The organism is Paenibacillus sp. 2003 (assembly GCF_031455635.1).
GTDB classification, from domain to species: Bacteria; Bacillota; Bacilli; order Paenibacillales; family Paenibacillaceae; genus Paenibacillus; species Paenibacillus amylolyticus_B.
Genome location: NZ_JAVDTB010000002.1, coordinates 390365 through 414362 on the forward strand (window position 1 = coordinate 390365; position 23998 = coordinate 414362).

Annotated in this window: 16 protein-coding genes; 7 read left to right on the plus strand and 9 right to left on the minus strand. The window is 47.2% G+C overall.

All coding sequences use genetic code 11. The features are described 5' to 3' along the window. Nucleotides 1–35: 35 nt before the first annotated feature. From J2X75_RS13795 to J2X75_RS13810, 4 genes are all read right to left on the minus strand, one after another. Nucleotides 36–1592, minus strand: coding sequence for a glycoside hydrolase family 32 protein (locus J2X75_RS13795; RefSeq protein ID WP_310337227.1), 1557 nt, complete (start codon nt 1590–1592; stop codon nt 36–38). Between the two features lie 82 nt (nt 1593–1674). Then, entirely contained in the window at nt 1675–3126 is a 1452-nt protein-coding gene (locus tag J2X75_RS13800) for a glycoside hydrolase family 68 protein (protein WP_310337228.1), read from the minus strand. A 240-nt stretch (nt 3127–3366) separates the two neighbouring features. After that, nucleotides 3367–4212, minus strand: a complete 846-nt coding sequence (locus J2X75_RS13805) for a PRD domain-containing protein (protein WP_310337229.1) — start codon at nt 4210–4212, stop codon at nt 3367–3369. Nucleotides 4213–4221: 9 nt separating this feature from the next. Further along, nucleotides 4222–5769: a PTS transporter subunit EIIC gene (locus J2X75_RS13810; RefSeq protein ID WP_310337231.1), complete on the minus strand. Its 1548-nt coding sequence runs from the start codon at nt 5767–5769 to the stop codon at nt 4222–4224. 553 nt (nt 5770–6322) lie between these two features. On the opposite strand from J2X75_RS13810, the gene J2X75_RS13815 reads away from it, so the two are divergent. Both J2X75_RS13815 and J2X75_RS13820 read left to right on the plus strand, forming a co-directional pair. Next, a complete protein-coding gene (locus J2X75_RS13815) occupies nt 6323–7294 on the plus strand; it encodes a phosphotransferase (protein ID WP_310337233.1) in 972 nt (323 codons plus the stop codon). A gap of 50 nt (nt 7295–7344) precedes the next feature. Continuing rightward, on the plus strand, nt 7345–8139 hold the full coding sequence (locus tag J2X75_RS13820; RefSeq protein ID WP_310337234.1) for an ankyrin repeat domain-containing protein: 795 nt from the start codon (nt 7345–7347) through the stop codon (nt 8137–8139). Nucleotides 8140–8290: 151 nt separating this feature from the next. Here the strand turns inward: J2X75_RS13820 and J2X75_RS13825 are convergent, their stop codons facing one another. Beyond that, a complete protein-coding gene (locus tag J2X75_RS13825; protein ID WP_307534030.1) occupies nt 8291–9328 on the minus strand; it encodes an NAD(P)/FAD-dependent oxidoreductase in 1038 nt (345 codons plus the stop codon). Nucleotides 9329–9352: 24 nt separating this feature from the next. After that, entirely contained in the window at nt 9353–9736 is a 384-nt protein-coding gene (locus J2X75_RS13830) for a winged helix-turn-helix transcriptional regulator (RefSeq protein WP_307534028.1), read from the minus strand. Between the two features lie 139 nt (nt 9737–9875). On the opposite strand from J2X75_RS13830, the gene J2X75_RS13835 reads away from it, so the two are divergent. After that, the gene (locus J2X75_RS13835) at nt 9876–10229 is read left to right on the plus strand and encodes a DoxX family protein (protein WP_307534026.1); all 354 of its coding nucleotides are present in this window, start codon (nt 9876–9878) and stop codon (nt 10227–10229) included. A gap of 570 nt (nt 10230–10799) precedes the next feature. Here the strand turns inward: J2X75_RS13835 and J2X75_RS13840 are convergent. Then, the gene (locus J2X75_RS13840) at nt 10800–12053 is read right to left on the minus strand and encodes an exosporium glycoprotein BclB-related protein (protein WP_310337237.1); all 1254 of its coding nucleotides are present in this window, start codon (nt 12051–12053) and stop codon (nt 10800–10802) included. A gap of 34 nt (nt 12054–12087) precedes the next feature. Continuing rightward, complete coding sequence (locus J2X75_RS13845; RefSeq protein ID WP_310337238.1) at nt 12088–12447, minus strand: hypothetical protein; 360 nt, start codon at nt 12445–12447, stop codon at nt 12088–12090. A gap of 993 nt (nt 12448–13440) precedes the next feature. Here J2X75_RS13845 and J2X75_RS13850 point away from each other — a divergent pair. Next, a complete protein-coding gene (locus J2X75_RS13850) occupies nt 13441–15375 on the plus strand; it encodes a carbohydrate-binding protein (RefSeq protein WP_310337239.1) in 1935 nt (644 codons plus the stop codon). Nucleotides 15376–15408: 33 nt separating this feature from the next. Continuing rightward, nucleotides 15409–17472, plus strand: a complete 2064-nt coding sequence (locus tag J2X75_RS13855; protein WP_310337241.1) for a beta-xylosidase family glycoside hydrolase — start codon at nt 15409–15411, stop codon at nt 17470–17472. Between the two features lie 115 nt (nt 17473–17587). Here the strand turns inward: J2X75_RS13855 and J2X75_RS13860 are convergent, their stop codons facing one another. Continuing rightward, complete coding sequence (locus tag J2X75_RS13860) at nt 17588–18124, minus strand: NAD(P)H-dependent oxidoreductase (protein ID WP_310337654.1); 537 nt, start codon at nt 18122–18124, stop codon at nt 17588–17590. A 204-nt stretch (nt 18125–18328) separates the two neighbouring features. Here J2X75_RS13860 and J2X75_RS13865 point away from each other — a divergent pair, with 204 nt between their 5' ends. Both J2X75_RS13865 and J2X75_RS13870 read left to right on the plus strand, forming a co-directional pair. Then, complete coding sequence (locus J2X75_RS13865) at nt 18329–18691, plus strand: winged helix-turn-helix transcriptional regulator (RefSeq protein ID WP_310337242.1); 363 nt, start codon at nt 18329–18331, stop codon at nt 18689–18691. 254 nt (nt 18692–18945) lie between these two features. Further along, nucleotides 18946–23916, plus strand: a complete 4971-nt coding sequence (locus J2X75_RS13870) for a discoidin domain-containing protein (protein ID WP_310337244.1) — start codon at nt 18946–18948, stop codon at nt 23914–23916. Nucleotides 23917–23998 lie beyond the last annotated feature (82 nt).

The window sequence follows — 23998 nt, forward strand, 5'->3', positions numbered from 1 at the left end:
CATCCAACGATGCGGGCTTCTCGTCATGCTACCGATTAATCAAAATACTTCATCTGCATGTTGCTAAATACTGCCGTCCCTCCTTCAGCATACAGTGAGATTCCACGGTCATCCCATTTTGGAAAAATGACATTGGATAGCACCAATGAACCATCATCAACAAAGACCTCGATACTGGTCTTGTCTACCAGAATCTTGAGATGAACCTTGTTCTTTTCGGAAGCAAATGCCGCCTGACTCTCCAGGTATCGGCCACTCCTGTCAGGATTTCCGGTAAAGGCCCGGTTCACATAGACATAACCGTCTTCTACATTGACGCCTATATCCACATGTCGGCTCTGGTCGTTGGATTCACGAAGCCTTAAACCAATATTATTGATCTTGGTCCACGATATATCGGCCTCAAGCTGATATGAATCTCCCGTCACATGAAGTGCATGAGATCCCTTCACTGTAATCGGTTTAAAGGCAGTCTTCGAGACCACCGCCTGTTCCAGAGACTCAATCGGTTTTGAGGTCAGTCGATATTGACCCGTTTTTGATGTAATAAGTTTAATTTCACGAACAATCGAATCCATACCGTTGTAACCTTCCTGCAGTGTCGGCGTATTGTTGGCATAGCTCCAGTTATTCATCCAGGCGAATGCGTAGCGGTGACCGGTTTTGTCAGTGCTTGCCCCATCTTCAAATGTAACCCCACCATACCAGTCGAAGCCATAGTCCAGCCATTGTGGTTCATGCAGGTCTGGAACAAACTCTCTGCCATTAAAGCTTCCGGTCCAGTAAGCGTAGGTATTGGGTTGTCCAGATGATCTGCCGTTGGCGCTTACGCCGAGCACCCATTTATAGGTTCCGTTATCTGCCCGCATCACAAACAGATCAGGACATTCCACCAACCCCACGTTTTCCGTGAAGAAGCCGCCGGTATATCGCCAATTTTTCAGATTAGCTGATTCGTAGAATCCAATCTTCGTCCCTTCAGCCAGAGCCATAACCCATTTTTTGGATTGCTCATTCCAGATGATTTTAGGGTCCCTGAAATCCTTTTGTTCCGGATTCTTTAACACCGGTCGATCTCCATAAGACTTAAACGTTTTCCCTTGATTGGTACTGTACCATAAGTATTGTTCCTGCTGTCCACTGCTCGCAGAAGGCTGTGTCACAATGGCAACAAGCGCACCTTTGCCAAAACCGGCTGTACCTGACTCATCCACAACCAAGGAGCCTGACCATGGATCACCGTTCCGGTTCGTGTATTTGGGGATTGCGACTCCTTCATCCTTCCAATGAACCAGATCGACCGATGTTGCATGACGCCATTCCGTACCATTGCCTGTAGGGTAATCACCGTTATACAGATAATAGTAGTGGTACTTCCCGTCCAGATATATCGGTCTTTGGGGATCATTCTTCCACTTGTCTGGCGTTGTAAAATGAAAGCTGGCTCTCAGACTCGCGCTAGGAGAGGCTACTCCCGTATCCACTGTAGGCCATACGCTTTTGGTCAGGATAGGAATGACCGTGAAAGCGAGCATGATCACAGCACAGACAGCAGACCATATGACCATTTTCTTTCTTATTTTGTTATTCATAACAGATACCTCGTTTGTAAAAAAAAGAAAATGCCAATAGATATCGACATTTTCTTTCTTTTAGACTCTCTGTGAAATTTGTTTATTCCACTGTTAATTGTCCTTGTGCCAGAATGCTGTCCTTCACTACAGATGTTTTGGATCCTTTGATATTCACCAAGAAACTTGGTGCGAAGGTAGCATGATGGTCTTCAAACATTCCCCGGTTGGTCATATAACTCGTGATCACTACGTTGTTGCCTTGCACCTGCGGAATAGCAAAATGGGCGTAAGTCCAGGTAACATCCTTAGGATCCAGATCTTGATGCAATACAAGTCCAGTACCATTCAACGGCTTGTACGGTCCTGTCAGAGAATCAGATACATATCCCAACATGTAGATATCTTCAGCATCGACACCATCCACAACCATTTTGGCTCCTCTTGTATCCGTGAACAAATACCATTTTCCATTCAACTTAAAGACATTTGCGCGTTCAATTTCATCGGTTACCGTATTGGATGCAATCAGCGGCTTCATCACTTGTTTTAAGCTATAGTCGTCATTCAGTTCAATGATCCCCAAAGCACCATTGGCTAAGGAAGCCAACTTTTTATTAGGACTTTGCAGCAATCTCTCCCTCTCGGCCTGGAAGAATTTCTTGCTTCCTTCGTAGAAGACCCTGTTATTGAATGCATCCTCGCCCTGGTAGCCCGTCTCTGTTCCAGTATTGGCTTCGAAAACAAGGTATTTTTGACCATTATCTTCCACGTAGTGCGGATCTCTTAGCGTATGATTGTCGGAATAATCCCCACCGCTGAAAGCCTGATCCACGGTTTGATACATTTTGCCGTCACCATCAAAGATCGACTTGAAATCTTCAACACCATCCACCTTGAGCGTGTCCTCTGTAAGTTCGGAGACATTGATTTGAGCAGTCGTCAGGGTTTGCTTGCCATAAAATCCGTTGGCCGGGTCCCAGCCATGACGATTGGTGTAGAACAGACGAATATGGCCATCCGTAGTTAGCGTAGAAGAGCCGGACCATTCCTCAGCCTGCTGATTCAGAATTGGGTCATTGGGAACATCCTTGTCGGTGTTTTTGAACACTCTGCCAGCATTTTTCCAGGCATCAATGGATGTGTCCCCTACTTTTTTGTAGAACATATAGATGAATGTGTCCCATCCCCGATCCGGGTCACCCGCCAGGCCAAAAACGATTTGATAACCATGATAGTCAGCCACGGTACCATCTGCATTCTGTAGTGGCCAGGTATCCCACACATCCATATCGATGACATTACCATTCTCATCATATCCTTTTGCAGAAGGAAGATTTTGGATAGTAGATGCGTCAAACTGAGGAACCTTGAATCGTTCTTTGATTTGTTCCTGAGGGATTTTCAGGGCGTCTGTGCGTGTAATATGCGAGAAACCATAGCTCTCTTTGTAGTCTGAACTTTCTTTTGCAAAAGCCGAAACTCCCCCACCTGCCAATAGTGCTGTTGCAAACGTTACTGCTGTCATTCTTCTCATCATCTTCTGGAAATTCATTAGATGTAACCCTCTCTCTTGTCATTTTTTTCCGGAAAACAGAAAAAGACCTAAAAATCGTTAGGGTATGGTGGATACACCGATCCCAACGGACTTTTAGGTCTTGCCTGCTTACCAGTAACAATCCCGACATATTCAACTGTCGATAACTATTCTATATGGTCGGATCAAAACTTGGCTATAGATCGAAACTCCCGATTCTAATCAAGGACCAGAGACTCAGTTTACCAAGCATCAGAATCATTCTGAGGATGGATGAAGTCGATGATCTATCCGGTTGATCTCCATAGCGATCACAACCAGTTGGCTTTCGGTAAAGGCATACCCAAAATCCTCTTCAACCATTTCACCGATCTCGCGGGCCTGTGTATATGCTTCGGTAAAATTCATCTTTGCCATCGCTACAAGCTCCGGATTCAGTTCATTACGGAGTCTACCTGATTCATCCGTTTGCAGCATATTCTCAAGCTGGGTCAAAAGTCGCTCATAGTTCGCAGACCGTCGATCCAGCACACCAGCAACTTGTCCTACACCTTCCGCGATATCCCTAATCATGGCCGTCTTTTCCGGAGCCTTATGGTGCATGCCCGCATTCTTCCAGGCAGTATGAATATGCATGGCGATATAACCAACCTCATCATCCGGGATGACCACCTGCAATTTCTCGTAGATCAAACGCTTGGCATGAAGCCCAAGCTGGAACTCTCTTGGATAGAGAATACGAATCTCCTCAAGAAGCGTATTCCGAATTTCGATTCCCTTGCCAATCCGCTCCAAGGCAAACGAGAGATGATCTGTAAGAGCAATATGGATATGCTCATGAAACGTGACACCCAGTGCTTTCTCGGCAAATGTGATGATCTGCTGGGTGACCGCAATTTCTTCCTCAGGCAGGGTCCCCAGCATTTCCTGAAGGTGGTTGTACTGTTTCGGATCAGTCATCACAAACACTTTTTCAACAAGGCTTTGGTCTACAATATCATTTTTTCCTTTTTGGAAAACAACACCCGGTCCCATGACAATTTTCTCTTCTCCATGATCGTTAACCACAGCAGCGTTATTGTTGAGTATTTTTTTGATCTTCATGTTAGTCTCCTATGCCTGTTCGTTAAGTTTATCAGCTTCTGGTCGAACAACACGATCCACACCGAGCAATAAGGTAACGGTAAAAGCCGTAGCCAGAGCAAGGACAAAACCTATGAGATAATGAACAAGATTCATCAACCCTGGCTGTACGCTAAAAGCGATCATCGGCAATCCGGTTAGCCCAAATGAATTGGCGACAACCTGATGAAAAGCGACATATGCCCCTCCGGTGGCTCCTCCGGCAGCGGCACCCAGAAAGGGGCGCCCAAGTTTAAGATTCACACCATAGGTGATTGGCTCTGTGATACCGAACAGCGCGGTGATCGAGGCAGGCAATGCTATTTTCCTTAATGCTTCGTCCCGGGTTCTGGCATACACTGCAAGACCAGCACCTGCTTGCGCGATATTCGCCATGGACCAGATCGGAAGCAAGAAATTGAAGCCGATATCCGGATTGGAAATCAGTCCAACTTCGACAGCCTGAATCCCGTGATGAAGGCCGGTGATCACAATGGAGCTGTAAACCCCTCCAAGCAGAAGACCAAAAAGCAAGCTCCCGTAGTTGAAGACGTGTTCCAGAGTACTTCCCAGCGAACGGCCCAGACCAAGAGCAAGGGGTTCTATGACCAGTACCGCCAGGCTTCCCGCGATGCTAAAGCTTAAAAATGGAACGAGAAGAACAGCTCCGGATGACGGTAACCATCGGCGCAGTCCTTTCTCAATTATCGTTAGCATTAGCGTCGCAAGAACGGTTGGGACTATGGCTCCCTGATACCCGAATTGTGGTGATAGGGGCACAGCTTGAGTCAAGCCTGGCTCTCCACCGATTTCGGCGAACGAAAGAATCCCCGGATGAGTCATGACAATTCCCACAGCGGCACCAAGCGCCGGGGTTCCCCCAAACCGCTTGGCCGTGTTGTATCCGAAGAGAACCGCCATCAGCTGGAACGCTGAGCCCGTCAGCAGTGACAGAATCCGGAACCACATTTGGCTCGGATCATCCCAACCGAATGCCCCCGCAAGTCCCAAGAGACCCAACAGCAGCCCAGCCCCAACGAAGAGCGGAATAATGGGTACAACGATATCTGAGAAAAATTGGAATGCGTTCATCAACCTGTGTAACAGAGATCGTGAATGCAGCCCCTTATCATTGGATGACCTGCTGGTGGTAGTCTCGGACGGCAGTGGATAGGAATCAGTACGATTCACTTCGTGCAACCCTGATGTGACAGGTCCATTCGGGCTGTCTTCTTGTGGTATGGACGAAGCAGTTAACTGAAGCATGCCATTCACCTGACGATTAACCTTTGAGACAAGAGCGGGTCCCAGGATAATCTGCAGTTGTCCAGCACGAACGTACCCCCCTTGAATTTCCTGTATACCGTCAAGACGCTCTTGTTCCACCAGATCACTGTTCTGCAATCGGAGTCGGAGTCGCGTCGTGCAGTGGGTGCTTTCGATAATATTGTCTGTTCCTCCAGACAATTCAATAATTTTCGTGGCCAATACCCTCGCGGAACTGTGCCTCTTTGTGACACTCCGGTCATCCTGCTGCATGGATGCTCCTCCCTGTTCCTTAGCTTTAACGGACATCGAAGGATCGACCATCTATCTATTGAAAATTGATCTTCTTCAAAAATAACAATTCCGTCATTTATGGCAATATTACTATTGTGACCACTTCACTTTCCAAAATCAATGGTCAGTAAATACCACTACTATGAGGATAATGGCTTATCTTTGCTGTTCATCCAGATCTAGCAGAGCGTCCAAACCAAATTCGAAGTGTATTCCAGGAGCTGGAGTGTAAAAGGCTTATACGGTGTAATCCGTAGGCCAAATATGACTAGATGTAAACGAAAAAAGCTGCTATACAGTATAATCTCATTGTCTCATTTGATGTCAATAGAGAGTCAACTTGCATGCAAAATAGGGGCTGGGTCACTCACGAACGCGAGTACCCAGCCCCTTACTTTGATATACATATAAATATACAGACCTTAATCAACACTTTAACAGATCGAAAAGAAACAGTCTATATTTTTGGAAAAATGTTCTATATATTTAGGTTGCTGGCCGGCAAAATACAGATGAAACGGAGTATAAGTCGATGATGTCCAACAACCATCTTACTCGTGAGGAATTACAGGATTATGTGCACAAAGTATTTGGTGCCAGTTACTTCATAACGCAGTGCTCAAGAATTCATGGCGGTGCACAAAAAGTCATTTACAAAATTGACTGCACGAATGGTTTCACGTGTATGCTGTACGTTTGGGATATTTCCAGCAACTATTTTCAGGAAGAGATCTTGAATGACCCCACTTTCCACAGTTCCTATGGCAGCGAACTTTTCTCTTTGAATACTCGCTTTCTCGCTCAACATGGAATTCGAACACCAATCTTGTATGATCTAAATAACGATAGAGACCGGCACTCTTATGATTTTGCTCTTGTTGAGTATGTGGATGGACAGAAAGCCGAAGCGTTTTTCCAGCATAAAAATCACAAAGATCGGGATGAGTTGTTTCAACGGATCAGGGATATGTTGTCTAATATGCATGGAATCCAAAGAAACGTTTATGGAAACGCCAACGATAACAGCAAAAAGGCTGGGCCTTGCTACGAAGTTCAGCGGTTAGATGCCGAGACAGCGTTATCCTATGCATCCAAGCACATGACAGATATAAGGAATAATGACGAAAGGCTGCTTGAGAAACTTTACGAATTGGAAGCAGCAATTCAACCCAGAGATCTCTATAGTTTCATTCATGGAGAGTTAGGTCCGGATCATATATGGATAGATCATGCTATGCAACCATGCCTTATTGATATTGAGGGTGCAGGATTCTTCGATCTCGAACATGAGCATAGCTTTCTGGAGTTTCGATTTGGAGACTTTTATCACTACTTAAAAAATAATGATCTCGACCCGGAGCGGATGACATTTTATCGATTTTGCCATCATTTGTCCTTGATATCAGGAGGATTGAAACTGCTTCACAGACAATTCCCCGATCAGCAATTCGCAAGAGGCCTCGCGGAGTATCATGCCAGATGCGCAGTTCAGATGCTTATGTGATAAGAACCACAAACATGAATATGGATATAAGTCTGAAAGGAGATTTGAACATGGAATTTATTTACGAAGATGAAAGACTTGCCGTGAGCGTTATTCAAGCCATTCACACTGGAGATATTCCAAGATTAGAGCAACTGCTGGCAGAGAATCCGGGATTGGCAAAGATAAGAATATTGGAAAGAAAGCCTGACAACGTAGATGCAGATTCCAGTATCTCTCGAACGCTGCTGCACGTGGTGACGGATTGGCCAGGGCACTTCCCTCATGGAGCGGATACAGTGCGAGTATTGACCAAGTTTGGTGCGCAGGTGAACGCTCCTTTGGTTGGTCCAAACATCGAGACACCTTTGCATTGGGCTGCAAGCTCCAATGACGTTCAAGTGCTTGATGCCCTTATTGATGCTGGCGCAGACAAGGAAGCGCCTGGCGCGGTGATCGCCGGTGGCACGCCGCTGGACGATGCTATTGCTTTCGCACAATGGGATGCAGCACGGCGCTTGGTTGAGCGTGGTGCGATCTTTGCCCTTTGGCATGCGGCCGCACTTGGAGATATTCACGCCATACAAGAATATTTTAACGGAGCCAAACTCCCGGAACGTTATCCTTGGGGAACAAGCACCTCCCCTTCTCCTCCCGATGCAGTAACCGTTGCCTTCTGGTGTGCTTGCCATGGAGGTCAAAGAGAAACAGCCGAATACCTGCTTGACCGAGGCGCCGAACTGAACTGGATAGCCAGCTGGGATGGAATGACTCCACTGGACACAGCAAAACGTAATTTTTCATCCGAACTGATCCCGTGGCTTGAAAGTCAAGGTGCCAAATCCGCTAGCGAGACTCACAGGTAGAAGAATAGCTCGCATGGAATTGCCAATCGCAAGCGACTTAGTTATGAGGAGAATCCGGTGGCTACTGGGGAAGTGTAAAAGACTCCAATAAATATACGCAACGAAAAGTACATCACCACTTGAGCGATGTACTTTTCGTTGTGTGGTGATTCTAAAACCGTGAGACGCGACAAGGGTCTAATTCATTTCTTGATTTGCCATCAATAATTTCACTTGCAGCCAGATTCGCAATCAGCGGCGCCAGCGTAATTGCAGAATGCATTAGCGTCAGATAAAGTCCATTCATGTGATCATGGAAGCCCACAATCGGATAACCATCTTCAGGCATGGGTCTCCATCCAACCTTTATGCTTTCCAGTTCCAGTTGATTTCCGTGCTTGAGACTGCGACGCAATGTGTCGTAAGCTCGCTTACCGACCGCCTGTGGTCCGTTTTCCTCCGACTCGTCGATATAATCTTCCGCAGCCAACAGCGTATAATCTGTCAGTTGACGCGCTTCAAATTGCGCATTGGAGATTAATGTGTGTATCAGTTTATTAGCAGTTTTCATCCGAATCAGAATCGAAGGTGACGAAGTTACCGGCACGTGACAACCTAACGGGTTACAAAGTTCGGGTGCACCTGTTCCTGCCGCCAATACCACAACATCTGACTCCACAAAACCCTTGGACGTATGAACACCAACCAGACGGGAACCCTCTTGCTTCAGCTGTGTAACGTTGGTGTCGAACTGAATTTTTGCTCCGTACTCTTGCGCTTTGCTCAACAACAGCTCCGTTACCGCAATAGGGTCCACCGCACCTTCTTCGCTGACAAACATGGCTTCATCCGGATATTCCTTCAGATTGGGCTCCAATGCCTCAAGCTGCTCCCGGTTTAAGTTTTGAAAGTGTTGCTCCCTTAGAGGCGGAGTGTCCCAAGTTAGCGCGCCATGCCAATGAATTTTCAGTTCAGACAACTCTTGCTGAAGTATGTGATATTCTTCCACAGCTGCATCGTACAAATGCCAGTATTCAGGAGCCACTCTATGCGTCGTATGTATCCAGGCAAATGATTTTTCCGTGACTTCACGCGCCGCGGCTGAGTGCCGTTCAATAACAGTTACATCCTGATTTCGTTTGGCTAGTTGATAGGCCATACACGCCCCAACAATGCCTGCACCAATGATCACAATTTTTTGTTTATTCAATACTAACTCTCCCTTGTTACCCTATCACCTCAAGGAATCAATTTTCCGAAGTTCGGATGGGTTTGCTCCTTTTTCGTTTTCTTTGCCGTACAGCTTCTCCATATGCTGCATATGGCCGGCCCCCCAGTCGCTCATTGTCTGGAGCACAGGTTTCATGAGCTGTCCGTACTCAGTAATCGAGTATTCGACCTTAGGCGGAATTTGGGCATATACTTCCCGATGCACAATATCGTGATACTCCAGTTCTTTTAACTGCTGGGTCAGCATCTTTTTCGAAATATCCGGAATGGCTTTTTGTAAATCTCTGAACCGCATTGTACCGTTGCTCAGCAGGCGTAGAAGAATCAAAGATTTCCATTTACCTGTGAGGATATCCAAGGCAGTTCCGAATTTGCAATATACCGTCATTCTTATTCCTCGCTCTCTAATCATGCCAAGGTTTACTTTTGGTTACCTGGTTAGGTTTAAGTGCCTACTTCCAGATTGGGCCTTCTCACTTTAGTATAGAGGCAGATATTGAAATCGAACAAGTGAGGGGATAAGAAAAATGAATGTAACGTTATGGATCGTACAAATCATATTGTCACTAGGTTTCGTATATTCAGGATGGATGAAAACCATTCGTATCGAGTCGTCAAAAAAGACCTGGGCCTGGGTCAATGATGTGCCAAAAAGTCTAGTTGTTCTGATCGGTATCGCGGAGCTACTAGGAGCGCTTGGCCTAGTTTTGCCTTGGGCGCTGAACATCACTCCGGTGCTTACACCCATCGCCGCAATCGCTTTGGCTGTTGTCACACTGCTTGGAATGCTGTTTCATATTCGGCGTAAAGAGTACCGGGAGCTCGGCGTAAATATCTTTTTTATAGTTCTTGCGTTGATCGTAGCATTTGGAAGACTATAAAGGAAACGGTGAACCGAACCGATGCGCTCATGGAGAGGTCATGACATCAAACATTTTTCGCTTTATACTCGAAAGTTATGAGAAGAATCCGGTACTACCGGGGAACGTTTTGGAAAGTGACAAAAAGCCACTAATATTATTATATAATAACCTCCCCACATAACAGGCTGGTTTCAACAGCTCATAGAAGGAAGACAACCCTCTATTGAAAGAAACCTTGAATGTACAAGAGCACATACTCATCTGGAATGGTGCAGTAGACAGCCTAAAAAAACGAAGTCAAATTTAGTAGACCATGAAATGTACGAGACGAGGAGCAATCCTCGCCTTTTATGTTTTTGTATAGTTCTTGTCTTTCAATTGAAGAGAGTTTGAAAACAAAAACGCTACTTATATATAGCATTGTTGCATGTGAAGAAGCATGGACAGAATACATACCTGTTTACCGACGAAGCCTTCGATCTGATCCAATAGCGCTATGCTCTCCTAGTTGTGCACACACATAGACAGGGACCTCTCGCCATATTGGCAAGGGTCCCTGTCTAACAACTTGATATATATAATTTTTCGTTAAGTGATGGTAAGACCTCCGCTTGCATATCCGCCTACGGTTGTAGCCACATCAATTCCGGCTGTTACTGATGCTGAGAACACCATAAGCAGGCGGTCACCGGCAGATACCGGAATACTCAGTCCTGTAGTCACTCCGCTGGATATTGTCCCCAGTGCCAAAACCCCGGTCAGTGGAGGAGCCAAGGTTACCAATGCTCCCGGTACAGCTGTAAAGGAGTTATTAGGTGTAGTGGAACGGAATAATTGTGCAGTTATGGTTACTGTAGATCCAACCAAGCTAAGTCCAGCTGTTGTGCTGAAATACGCAGCCAGTGAAGTAATCGTTCCTGTACGCGATGCGGAGAAAGCAAAGTTAAGCAAAGTACCAGCAGCGCCTGTGAGATCAATAATTCCTCCATTAACACTTACCCCTGTAGCATTGTTACCAAAACCAACTAAACTGGAGGTATTCAGAAGGCCGCCTAATACCGTAGTCAACGCAACTGGAAGTCCTGATGCGTAAGGTATTATTGCTCCAGCTCCTGCCGTTCCCGTAGCTCCGGTTACACCTGCCGTCCCTGTTGCTCCCGTAGCCCCGGTTACACCTGCTGTGCCTGTCGCTCCCGTAGCCCCGGTTACACCTCCTGTCCCTGTTGCTCCCGTTACTCCGGTTACACCTGCGGTCCCTGTTGCTCCTGTAGCCCCGGTTACACCTGCGGTGCCTGTCGCTCCTGTAGCCCCGGTTGCACCTGCGGTCCCTGTTGCTCCCGTAGCCCCGGTTGCACCTGCGGTGCCTGTTGCTCCTGTTACTCCGGTTACACCTGCGGTCCCTGTTGCTCCCGTTGCCCCGGTTACACCTGCGGTCCCTGTTGCTCCCGTAGCACCGGTTGCACCTGTGGCCCCGGTGATGCTTGGAATTTCACCCAACAATTCGGAAGAAACCAAACGATGGGCTGTTACCAAAGCTCCTGTGCTGCTCTTACCCCATACGGATATTTGAACAGGATCATTACCTACCGCTGGTGTTGTAAAAGTAAACTCGAAGGCATCAAAATTGGCATAATAGTTGTTGGTTATTACTTGATTGGGTACGATGTCAAAAGACTCACTGACATACAGTACTCTTATTCCACCACTCATGTAATACCCTTGTATTTGTACGGTTGAGGCTGTCACATCACTACGGTTATCAATTCTGACAGTAACTGTCTGAGTCGGTCTTACACCGCTAACAGCATTATTTTCTATCGGCCCTGTAGATAAAAAGCTCATCGCTTCATCTCCTCTTTTGGTTATTTCTTATCTTCTAAATGTTATTAGCTGTTTTTTCGTGCTCCACCACCCGGTGTGCATCAACCAATTGTCCAGAGGCTTGTTTGCCCCACACTGAAATCCCTACTTCCTTCACACTTGCCACATCTGTTTCAAATACAAACTCAAACGCATCTAAATCTGCAAAATAATCTCTGGTCGCTGCTTCGTTAGGGGCTATACTAATCACTTCACTTACATACAACGTTCTCGTTGTGCTTAGCACATAACCCTGAATGGATACTGTTACAGAATCCACATCAGTCTGACTTACCAATTTAATCGTTACCTGTTGTGTCGGTCTAACTCCGGAAACCGGGTTGTTTTCAATCGGTCCTGTTAATAAAATAGACATTTTTCCCCATCCCACCTTTTTATGAACCTCATACTCTATCAATATTTGGCATAAGCTCACTTGATAGTAATATTCAAAAACTCAATCGACGGTGTGGACAAAACAGAGGGGGCAATTTCACCATTATCAATAAACAACAACCTTGTATGCCCCGTGCTTATCTATACACTGAATGAAATATGTACAACAGGGAGAAGACATTTTGCTAGTGAAAGTTGAGCATCGAGTAGGCGAGTTTGTTGTTTAATGACCTAACTCGATTCCAGCAAAAAAAACGACCGATCCCCCATTCGATCACAGGGAAACGGCCGCTGCTTAAGACGTGTTTATATTCGTGTTTATTTGATGAGATTATGAACAGAATGACGGGCTTCGTTCCAGGAACCCATCTACCTCCAACTCCAAATAGTGACCCGTTCTAAGCCCTTTACTCCTTCTGGCTCTGGAACAGAGCTCTATCTCCGTATTCCCCCCTATAATAGTACAGTTGATGCTGAACCATCCGTTTGAATTTTAGCCATAGAATAGTAATACTTCTTGATTCTCCACCAAATAGAAAAAGATTGTAATATCTTAAAATTGTGATATGATATCGTCAAGTTAATAAACATTTAAAAGAAAATATGAAAAATAATTACATTTAAATGTGACCAAACCTTTTTCTTCGCCAAATTTCAGTGTTCTAACCCATTTTATTGAAAGCGATTACAAAAAGAAACCTGACAGATTATAGCTTTTCTAATCGCACACACAGATGCAGGCTTACTTCGGGTTCTAGCCACTCCCCTTGCCGCTGTGACCACGTACGCGGTGCACAGGTCGTCTGGCTTAAACCATATATGACAACATGAAGACTTAACTTAACAGCCAACCAAACCATTATTTCAAGAAGGGGGTGACATGAGGAAAGTCTCTTCGTTTTGGGCATTTCATCATCACTGCTATTCTGAATTTCAGCTCACCAACTAATCCAATCTCATGGAGGCGAAACGTATGATTCGTAAACCGCTAGTTTTGTTGTTGTCGTGTCTGCTAATCTTTGTCACCCTGCCCGTTGAATCGAGCCATGCAGCCAATGCAGCCGTTGCCAAACTTCCTGGAAACTCTAATCCCCTCATCGATCATAAACTAGGAGCCGATCCTTATGTGCTCGTCCATAACAATCGGGTCTATGTCTACATGACAGGTGATGCATATCTGTACAACAGTGACGGCTCTGTCCGAGAGAACCAGTACAGCACGATCGGGAAAATTAACGTCATCTCCTCAGCTGACATGGTGAACTGGACAGACCATGGTTCAATCCCGGTAGCGGGTGCGAATAATGCCAATAATGGACAAGGGATTGCCAAATGGGCTACCCAGTCCTGGGCTCCTGCCATGGCGAAGAAAACCATTGCTGGCAAAGAAAAGTTTTTCCTTTATTTTGCCAACTCGGGTGGAGGTATTGGCGTACTCACGGCCGATTCCCCCATTGGACCGTGGTCCGATCCACTTGGTCGTGCCCTCCTGACTCACAGTACACCGGGTATGTCTGGCGTAACCTGGCTCTTTGATCCGGCTGTCCTTGTCGATGATGATGGCTCTGCTTACTTGTATGCTGGAGGCGGCATTCCGAACGATACCAACGCTGCTTCCATTGCCAATCCCAAAACAGCTCGGGTCATTCGTCTCGGTGCCGACATGACCAGTGTGGTGGGCAGTGCTGTGACTATTGATTCTCCTTATATGTTCGAAGATTCCGGCATCCACAAGTATAACGGCAAATATTATTACTCCTACTGTATCAACTTCGCGGGAACACATCCCACTGCATATCCAAAAGGTGAGATCGGATACATGGTCAGTGACAGCCCGATGGGGCCTTTCACGTATAAAGGACACTTTCTGAAAAATCCTGGCACGTTCTTCGGCGTAGGCGGCAATAACCACCATGCCGTGTTCCAGTTCAACAACGAATGGTATGTGGCGTACCATGCACAAACGGTAAGCAAGGCATTCCTCGGTGATGGTAAAGGGTACCGTTCCACACATATCAACAAACTGACACATAATGCGGATGGAACAATCCAGGAGGTTCAGGGAAATATGACAGGTGTACCTCAGATCACTAACCTCAACCCGTATGTCCGGGTGGAAGCAGAAACCATTGGCTGGCAAGCAGGAATTAACACTGAACCGAGTCAAGCAAGCGGTGGACCTGTAGCCAATCAGAATGTCACTAATATTCATAACGGGGATTGGATCGCGGTCGGCAATGTTGATTTTGGCTCAGCTGGAGCCTCCAAGTTCAAGGCCAATGTCGCTTCTACCGGAAATGGCAACATCGAGGTCCGACTGGACAGTCCGACAGGCCCACTAGTTGGAACACTTAACGTAAGTTCAACTGGCGGTTCGCAAACTTGGCGCGAGATGGAGACCAATGTTACCAACGCTACAGGGGTACATCGTTTGTATCTGGTGTTTACAGGCTCGGGCAATGGAAATCTGTTCAAACTGGACTACTGGCAATTCACATCCGGTTCGGGCGGCAACCCTAACCCAAATCCTAATCCAAATCCAAACGTTACCCGTTACGAATCCGAGAATATGACGCTTGGCGGCCAATACGCTGGCGTAATCAGTTCCCCTTTTAATGGAGTCGCTCTTTACGGGAACAATGATTATGCAGCATACAATCAATATTTTGCATTCCCAACCCATCAATTCTCTGTCCGCGGCGCTTCCAACAACAATAATACAGCCCGTGTTGATCTGGTCATCGGGGGTGTAACCGCTGGTTCTTTCTACTTCACGGGAACGGAGCCGACCGTTCAAACCCTCACCGGCATCACTCACGCTATAGGTAACCAGGAAATCAAGCTGGTCGTAACAACGGATAATGGCACTTGGGATGCTTACATTGATTATCTGGAGTACTCGCTTTAATTCATAGGACATGATCAATTGGGAGGATAGAATATGTGGAAAAAAATCAGTGCTCTTCTACTCGCTATTCCTTTGCTTATAACATCATTCCCTTTGACAAGTCCGGCAGCTTCAGCCGCAACGTTCAGCAATCCGGTTATTTACGCGGATGTTCCTGACAGTGACGTCATTCGGGTGGGCAATGCATTTTATATGACAAGTACAACGATGCATATGAATCCGGGAGTCCCGGTCATGAAGTCTTATGATCTGGTCAACTGGAGCATCGTAAACTATGTATACGATACGCTTGGAAACGGGGATATACAGAACCTGAACAATGGACAATACGAGTATGGGCGTGGTTCCTGGGCGAGCAGCTTGCGGTACAACAACGGTATATATTATGTGGCCTTTGGCTCGCTTTCCACGGGCAAGACGTATATTTACCAGACCAGCAATATTGAAACAGGGCCATGGACACCTTACACATTGAACAGTTATTACCATGACCCCTCCCTTTTGTTTGACGGGAATCGAACCTTTCTTGTTCATGGCAGTGATAACATCAGTATCGTTGAGCTGACGCCTGATGCCAAGGCCGTCAAGTCCGGCGGACTCAATCAGGTCCTGATTCCAAACGCAAGCAGTGTTGCCGGCTCCAACATGATTGTAAAGGCAGAAGGAGCACACATTCAGAAGATCAATGGTATGTACTATGTATTCCTGATTGCCTGGCCTTCGGGTGATGGTCGCATTCAGCTTGCCTATCGTGCAAACACATTGACAGGTCCATACACAGGTAAAGTTGTACTCAGAGACTCGGGAATCGCCCAAGGAGGCATCGTGGATACCGCATCCGGCGCTTGGTACGGCTTGCTGTTTCGTGATAGCGGGGCCATTGGACGCATCCCCTATCTCGCTCCTGTGACGTGGTCGGATAACTGGCCTGTGTTTGGGGTGAACGGCAAGGTTCCCCTTAACATGAATATGCCCGTTGAAGGTCAGCCTGCTGCCAAAATCTACGGGTCCGATGAGTTCAACGCAACCACATCAGGCACACCCTCAGTAACGCAACTGTTAGTGAACGGCGGCTTTGAGGAGAGCAGCATTCAGCCCTGGACCAGCAACAATACGGCGAACATCACCGTAACAAATGCCGAAGCGTTCAGCGGTACAAAAAGCCTGCTCGTCAGCGGCAGACAGCAGACAGCAGGCGGAGCCAAACAGATGGTTACAGGCAAGCCGATACCTGGAGGAACGTACTCTTTTTCGGCAAAGATCAAATACACTACTGGTCCTGCAACCAAAACGTTCAATCTTAGCATCCAGAATGGTGCAAGTTATACCGGAATTACCATTATGGGCAGTGCGACGCTTACCCGCGGACAGTGGGGTACCATTCAAGGTACGTATACCGTTCCGTCGAATGCAGACCTATCCCAAAGCTTTATTTTTGTGGAAACACCGTATAACTCGAATCCGGACCCTACCAATGATCTGATGGCGTTTTATGTAGATGACGTCTCCCTGACGAGCAATTCATCTACCGGCACATCCAGTCTGGCTCCATACTGGCAGTGGAATCATAACCCTGATACTGCCAACTGGTCCCTGCTCCAGCGGCCCGGTTTCATGCGGTTAACTGCAGGCAAAATCAGCAAAAACCTGTTAGAAGCCCGCAACACGCTGACACAACGAACCTTTGGTCCAAAAAGTACGGGGATGACCGCTTTGGATACAGCAGGCATGAAGGATGGTGATTATGCTGGACTCGCTGCTTTTCAGGCCAAATATGGTTTTGTCGGCGTAAAAATGACGGGCAGCACCAAATCCATCGTTATGGCTAATGCCAGTTCCGGCACCATGACTGAGGTTGCAACTGTGCCATTAAACCAGAACAGAATCTATCTCCGCGTCATCTGTGATTTTACGAACCAAACCGACAAAGCCTACTTTGCTTATAGCCTGAATGGCAGCAACTGGACAACCATTGGCAATACACTTCAAATGTCTTACACCCTGCCACACTTTATGGGATACCGGTTTGCACTATTCAATTATGCAACGAAGTCTACCGGAGGATATGCAGATTTTGATTATTTTCGCGTAGAATAAATGTGGTTTTATTGGGTTATTAATTTTTCGGTTATTAATCAGGACCTGGACTTCACCATATGTGAGCCAGGTCCTTTTCAGTACATTTCTTATGAAGAGTTTCAGCTTTTAACTTTTAAAAATCCCTGAACTGTTTTATATAACTCATGTATTCTTCAGCACTTCGGTTAATCTCTTCATCCGTAGCCTGGAACGAGGCACCGTAGACTGCATAATGCGGCAGCGCCTGAACCCCTATATGATTCATGCTTGCTACGAAAGGTGCAACAAGTTCCTCTACGCTGTAACCGATAGAACCATCTTTCGCATAGTTCTCCTGCTTATCCCCTATGGACATCGCCAGACCCATCCGCTTTCCCTTCAATCGATTTCCTTTCGATCCGTACGCCCATCCATGAGTGAACACGTCATCAAACCATTTTTTCAACAGCGGTGGGTAACTGTACCAATATAACGGGAACTGCAACATCATATGATCATGAGTCTCCAGCAACTCTTGTTCTCGGGATACATCAATCTTCCAATCGGGGTAGGCCGAATATAATTCGTGAAGAACAATATCATCTGTATGCTGCAACAACTCCTCCTTCCAGCGACGATTGACTCTTGAACTTTGCATATCGGGATGTGCCAGAATAACAAGTGTTTTCATCATAAGTTCCTTTCTTCCCATCCAGGGTGTTGTTTTCTATACTTGAATATGGACCATTATCGATCACATCGAGTCAAAAGAAAATACACACAATGAAGTAAGGTACTTACCTCAAAGTGTGTATGGACTTCCGTGTCAGAACCGTGAGAAAATAAATAGTTACACCCTATAAAACACGTAAAACTTAAACTGAGGTGAATCAGGATGAAACAATACAATCTGGGCATTGAAGCGACGCTTGAAATTATAGGTGGAAAATGGAAAGCCTTAATCGTCTGTTTATTGATGTCCGGAGTAAAGAGAACGGGCGAATTAGGGCGCAGCATCCCCGGCATTTCGCAAAAAGTACTGATTCAACAATTGCGCGAACTGGAGCGGGACGGCCTTGTCATCAGACATGTATACCAACAGATGCCTCCCAAAGTAGAATACGGACTTACAGAATATGGCGTTACCGCCAACACCATCGTGGATGTCATGTGTGCTTGGGGGAGGGACAATATTGCTCTCAGACAACAACGGGGCGAAGATATCGTATTGTTGGAGAACAACGATTCCGAATCTTGATTTCACAGTTGCACATCCCCCATACATTATGTAGGACATATGTCTCTTTTTCCACGAAAACGATTAAAAAACCTTTATATTCCAGACAAAATGATCGATATTCAAAATGGGGCACCTGAATATCCCGTGTTGAGCATTGGATTCACATCTCACAAACGCAACACGGGAGAACAGAATGATACATACGGTAGCGAGTAAGGGAAAAAGATAAGCTCTATCTGGTGAGATGGAAGGGGCTAACAAAGGAGAGTCATATGAAGGTAAGAACGAGTCAAAAGGGAAAAACACGCCACATCTACATTAACTTGATGTTATCTGTTCTGTTATTGATTAGCAGCATCCCGCTGTCGCCGATCTCAAAAGTGCACGCCGCAGATGAGGAACATCATCTGTTATCCCTGAACCGGCCTGTGTACAGTTCCTCATCTCTGGGCGGCAATACGGCAGATCATGTGGTTGACGGCAACAAAAACAGCCGCTGGGAAAGCATATGGCAGCAAGATCCGCAGTGGATCTATGTTGACTTAGGCGCGGTGGCCTCCATCTCGGGCATCTCCATCCAGTGGGAAAATGCGTATGCTTCCGCCTTTGATCTGGAAGTATCCAACGACGAGGTTAACTGGCAGTCTGTTTACTCCACAACGAAGGGGCAAGGCGGCCTGACAGAAATTGAGGTTACAGCGGAGGCACGATATGTGCGCTTGTTCAGTCATCAAAGAGCACAGCCAGCCTATGGCGTCTCTGTATACGAATTCAATGTATATGGGACGGGCGGAGCAAATCCACCTCCCAAACCAGTAGCAATGAACCTTGCACTAGGACAACCGGTTACAGCGTCTTCGGAAGAAATTGATGAGCCCAGCCGTTCAGCCGAGGATAAAGCCAAAATGGAAAAAGGGAATTACGAAGCCAGGAATGTAACGGATGGCCGTCCGGATACACGCTGGTCTTCCATCTACAAGGATCAGGAATGGATTGTTGTAGACCTTGGACTAATCCGGGAAATCGGGAACGTATCCCTACAATGGGAGAACGCTTTTGGACGTGCATACGATATTCAAGTATCAAATGATGCAGACCAGTGGACTACATTATACCGAGAACTGCACAGCGACGGTGGACGGGATGAGATTCCGGTATACGCCGAAGCACGGTATGTAAAATTGGCCGGACTTGGCAGAGGAACAACCAACGGATACTCCCTGTACGCATTTGACGTCTACGAGTATATCGAAAGCGATGCCAAACCTGTGCATACCATTCCGAATATCCCTGAACCGTCCTCGGTACAGGTGGGTTCCGGCAGTTACGCTGTAAATGACATCACCATGCTGCAGCCGAAAAACCCGAAAAATCGCACGGCTGACATCACAGCGCCCCTCCCTTCCAATGACTGGTGGCAGTCTATTCTTGTATCCGATCTGGGGGATGGCAACAGTCTGGTCACACTCCCGCTTAAAAGCAGATATACCAAACAAGGACTTCAACTTCTGAATCCCGGAGCTGGTTATGTTTCGGCTGATGGCGGTTCTATGGACGCTGACGGTGAACCGGATCTGATCATGAGCACCAGCAATATGAACCCGGCGGAGGTAAATACCAAGGTTGCGAGATATGGGGATTATTCCGCAACGATCATCATGAGCGATGATGACACAGCCAAAATGAATACCACGTTTGTGAAGGGTTCCCCTTTCCTGTACAACACCTTCGATAACCCGGATACCATTATTGTTCGTTCTCCCAACATCACACGTCTCTTCGATGATCAGAACCGTGAAATTGTTCTGAATGATGGAGAATCGCTGACGGCCGATCATATCGGTATTGAAGTAACCAATCAGGACAGAGCGCCCACGCCTCAGACCTTTACAAGAAACTACGGGATCTTTGCACCTGAAGGAACCGTATTTATGAAACTTGGCAATACGCTCAAAATCAAGCTGGGCCAGAGCGAAAACTATCTGTCACTGGCTACCCTGCCGTCCGCGGCAGAACTGTCTTATTATTACCGGCATGCCTACGCCTTTGTAACCGATACAACAGTGGACTACAATTATAATGAGAGCACTTCATTGGTAACGACTACCTTCAACTCGGTAACCCAGACGAAGCGGGCAGGCTTTTCCTCCGAGACACTGATGGCCTTGTTGCCGCACCAATGGAAACTAGCGACTACTCCGGTAACGGAGCTTGCTTACCCTTCCATTCGCGGCATGATGAAAGTAAGTGAAGGCAATACATTTACGACACAGGATCGATTCTATGGCATTATTCCGCAATTTGTGGAGCCAGATGATCCAACCTACTCGCGTGCACAATTAATCAGCTATCTGGATCAGCTTGACGCGGATACGGCAGGCAATCTGATGAGCGAGGATCCTTACTGGCAAGGGAAAAAGCTTCATCCGCTTGCACTGGGTGTACTCATCAGCGACCAGATCGGAGATACGGTACGACGAGACCACTATCTGTCCCTGCTTCGAACCATTTTGACAGATTGGTATACCTATTCGCCGGATGAACCTTTGCACTCGTATTATTTTTATTATTCGGATGAATGGGGAACCATCTTCCCTTACGGTAGCGGATACGGTGTTAATACCGGATTGACAGATCATCATTTTACCTACGGTTATTACGTTTTTGCATCGGCTGTACTGGCCACATATGACAAAACATTCTTGCAAGATTACGGCGACATGGTTGAGCTTCTGATTCGGGACTATGCCAATCCTTCACGGACAGATGATCAGTTTCCATGGCTTCGCAATTTTGATCCGTACGCAGGTCACTCCTGGGCAGGTGGTTACGCCGATAATCGCAGCGGGAATAACCAGGAGGCCGCAGGTGAAGCGCTCTTTAGTTGGGTCGGCCAATATATGTGGGGTGAGGTGACAGGCAACAAAGCCTATCGCGACACCGGGATCTGGGGCTTCGTGACCGAAGAGAAGGCTGCCGAGCAATACTGGTTTAACTATGACGGGGATAACTGGCTGGAGGATTACCAACACGCTACGGTAGGTCATGTGTACGGCAGTGCCTACCTGTATGGAACGTACTTCTCGAATGAAGCCGAGCACATTTACGGTATTCACTGGCTGCCGCCAGCGGAATGGATGACCTATTATGGACGTGATCCGCAGAATACTAAGGCTCTCTACAATGGTCTCATCAAGGATCTGGGCGGTCAGCAGGAACGCACATGGCAGCATATTATCTGGCCGTTCCAGTCCATTGGAGACCCGCAAGGTGCTCTGGCCAAATGGAATACGAGCGAGATGCAGCAAAATGAAGTCTTTAACGCGTACTGGTTCATGCACAGCATGGCTTCTACGGGAACACGCACGATGGATATATGGGCAGATGATCCGGCAGCAACCGTGTATGAAAAAGACGGCGTCTATACAGCGCAAATCTGGAATCCGTCCGACACTGTCAAAAAAGTTCATTTCTACAATGCCAATGGCGCTTTGGGTTCGGCTACCGTGTATGCCAAAGCGCAAGTAAAGGTTAACCCGCTGGAACATTCCGTCGTTAAACAGCCGGATGCCTCTAAGGGTGTAGTCTATCTCGATCGGAGCCAATGGACCATTACGGCATCCTCCAGTTCGGAGCCGGTAGAGCGCATGGTGGACGGTGATCTGACTACACGCTGGTCATCCGGACAGCTTCAGAAGCCCGGCGATTGGCTGCATATCGATCTGGGTGGCGAACAGTTTATGGATACGGTATTCATGAACTCCGGCAACAACGGCGGTGATTATGCTCACGGGTACGAAATCTACGTATCCAAAGATAACGAGAACTGGAGCGAGCCTATCGCAGAGGGAGCAGGAACATCTCCAAGTCTGTCCGTTGATTTGGGCATGCAAACCGCCCGTTATGTCAAAATTGTATTGACTTCCTCTGCAGACAGCTGGTGGTCGATCTCTGAACTCAAACTGGCCCGATTTGGCAAATTTGAAGCAACACCAGAGCTCCCACAGCCCGTACCGCCTCCAGATCGCTCTTCATGGATCGTAACCGCCTCCTCTACTCAAGGAGCAGATGTGACAGCCAATATGCTGGACGGAAGTTCAGATACACTATGGACAAACGGTAGGAAGCAAACCAAAGGACAATGGATTACCATTGACCTCGGCCAGAAGAGTTTTTTCGATGCCATAGAATTGGATCCGGGCCATGCGAAAGAAGACTATCCGAGACAGTATCGGATTTATGTCTCGGATGACGGTGAACACTGGGGCACGTCCATTGCAGGTGGCGAAGGCACGCCTGGACACATGTCCATCACCTTCCCTGAACAGCAGGCACGTTATATGAAGGTGGTACAGATCGGGGATTCCGATCAATGGTGGTCTATCTCCGAGTTGTTTATTCATCATAATGGAACGGGCAAACAAAAGCGGTTGCTGCCAGACGGCTGGTCCGTGACCACTTCCTCCGGAGACGATGCAGCGGCTATAGTCGACGGCTCGGACCAAACACGCTGGACCTCCGGTCAGACTCAAACAGGAGGCGAATGGATTCAGCTTGATCTGGGAGCCTCGCAACCAGTGAATCGGATTGTGCTGGACAGCGCGCACAGCCGGGAAGACTTTGCTCGCGGTTATGAAATATATACTTCCCTGGATGGAGAGCATTGGGGAGAAGCTTTGGCTTCGGGTAAAGGATCAGATGCGCTACTTTCTATCGCCTTTACACCGCATGAGGCACGTTATATTAAGGTCGTACAGACGGGTACTGATTCTCATTGGTGGTCCGTGGCTGAATTAGAGGTCTATACCGTTGATCAGACACCCTGGATATCCGGGGAACAGGATCATCTGCTACCTGCTGAACTGGATCGAACATCATGGACAGCGACTGCCTCCACCTCTGAAGATGTTGCGGCGATGCTGGACGACGATCTGAATTCACGCTGGACCTCTTCATCTGGTCAACATGCCAATCAATGGGTCCAGATTGATCTTGGAAGCAAGCAGAGCTTCAGCCGCTTGACAATGGACTCGGGCAGCAGCAGCAACGATTATGCTCGCAGCTTCCAGTTCTTCACTTCTGATGATGGCGAACAGTGGGATGGGGTTACGGAAGCCCTGGGAACAGGACCTGCCATCTCACAAACGTTCTCCAAACAAACGGCGCGATACATCAAAATTGCTTTGACCGCGGACACTCCCGAGTGGTGGTGGTCCATCGCCGAGTTAAAACTTTACCATTAATGTCATCATGATCTCTCCAACCATCTCTCTCCCGTCCTTGCGGGGCAGGGGTGGTTTTTCTTTGACAAGGATGAAGCATACC

Coding starts and splice junctions, on each gene's coding strand:
- J2X75_RS13815 (WP_310337233.1), top strand. CDS start 6,323: ATGATGTCCAACAACCATCTTACTCGTGAGGAATTACAGGATTATGTG.
- J2X75_RS13845 (WP_310337238.1), bottom strand. CDS start 12,447: ATGTCTATTTTATTAACAGGACCGATTGAAAACAACCCGGTTTCCGGA.
- J2X75_RS13860 (WP_310337654.1), bottom strand. CDS start 18,124: ATGAAAACACTTGTTATTCTGGCACATCCCGATATGCAAAGTTCAAGA.
- J2X75_RS13800 (WP_310337228.1), bottom strand. CDS start 3,126: ATGAATTTCCAGAAGATGATGAGAAGAATGACAGCAGTAACGTTTGCA.
- J2X75_RS13850 (WP_310337239.1), top strand. CDS start 13,441: ATGATTCGTAAACCGCTAGTTTTGTTGTTGTCGTGTCTGCTAATCTTT.
- J2X75_RS13830 (WP_307534028.1), bottom strand. CDS start 9,736: ATGACGGTATATTGCAAATTCGGAACTGCCTTGGATATCCTCACAGGT.
- J2X75_RS13855 (WP_310337241.1), top strand. CDS start 15,409: ATGTGGAAAAAAATCAGTGCTCTTCTACTCGCTATTCCTTTGCTTATA.
- J2X75_RS13820 (WP_310337234.1), top strand. CDS start 7,345: ATGGAATTTATTTACGAAGATGAAAGACTTGCCGTGAGCGTTATTCAA.
- J2X75_RS13865 (WP_310337242.1), top strand. CDS start 18,329: ATGAAACAATACAATCTGGGCATTGAAGCGACGCTTGAAATTATAGGT.
- J2X75_RS13835 (WP_307534026.1), top strand. CDS start 9,876: ATGAATGTAACGTTATGGATCGTACAAATCATATTGTCACTAGGTTTC.
- J2X75_RS13840 (WP_310337237.1), bottom strand. CDS start 12,053: ATGAGCTTTTTATCTACAGGGCCGATAGAAAATAATGCTGTTAGCGGT.
- J2X75_RS13810 (WP_310337231.1), bottom strand. CDS start 5,769: ATGCAGCAGGATGACCGGAGTGTCACAAAGAGGCACAGTTCCGCGAGG.
- J2X75_RS13870 (WP_310337244.1), top strand. CDS start 18,946: ATGAAGGTAAGAACGAGTCAAAAGGGAAAAACACGCCACATCTACATT.
- J2X75_RS13795 (WP_310337227.1), bottom strand. CDS start 1,592: ATGAATAACAAAATAAGAAAGAAAATGGTCATATGGTCTGCTGTCTGT.
- J2X75_RS13805 (WP_310337229.1), bottom strand. CDS start 4,212: ATGAAGATCAAAAAAATACTCAACAATAACGCTGCTGTGGTTAACGAT.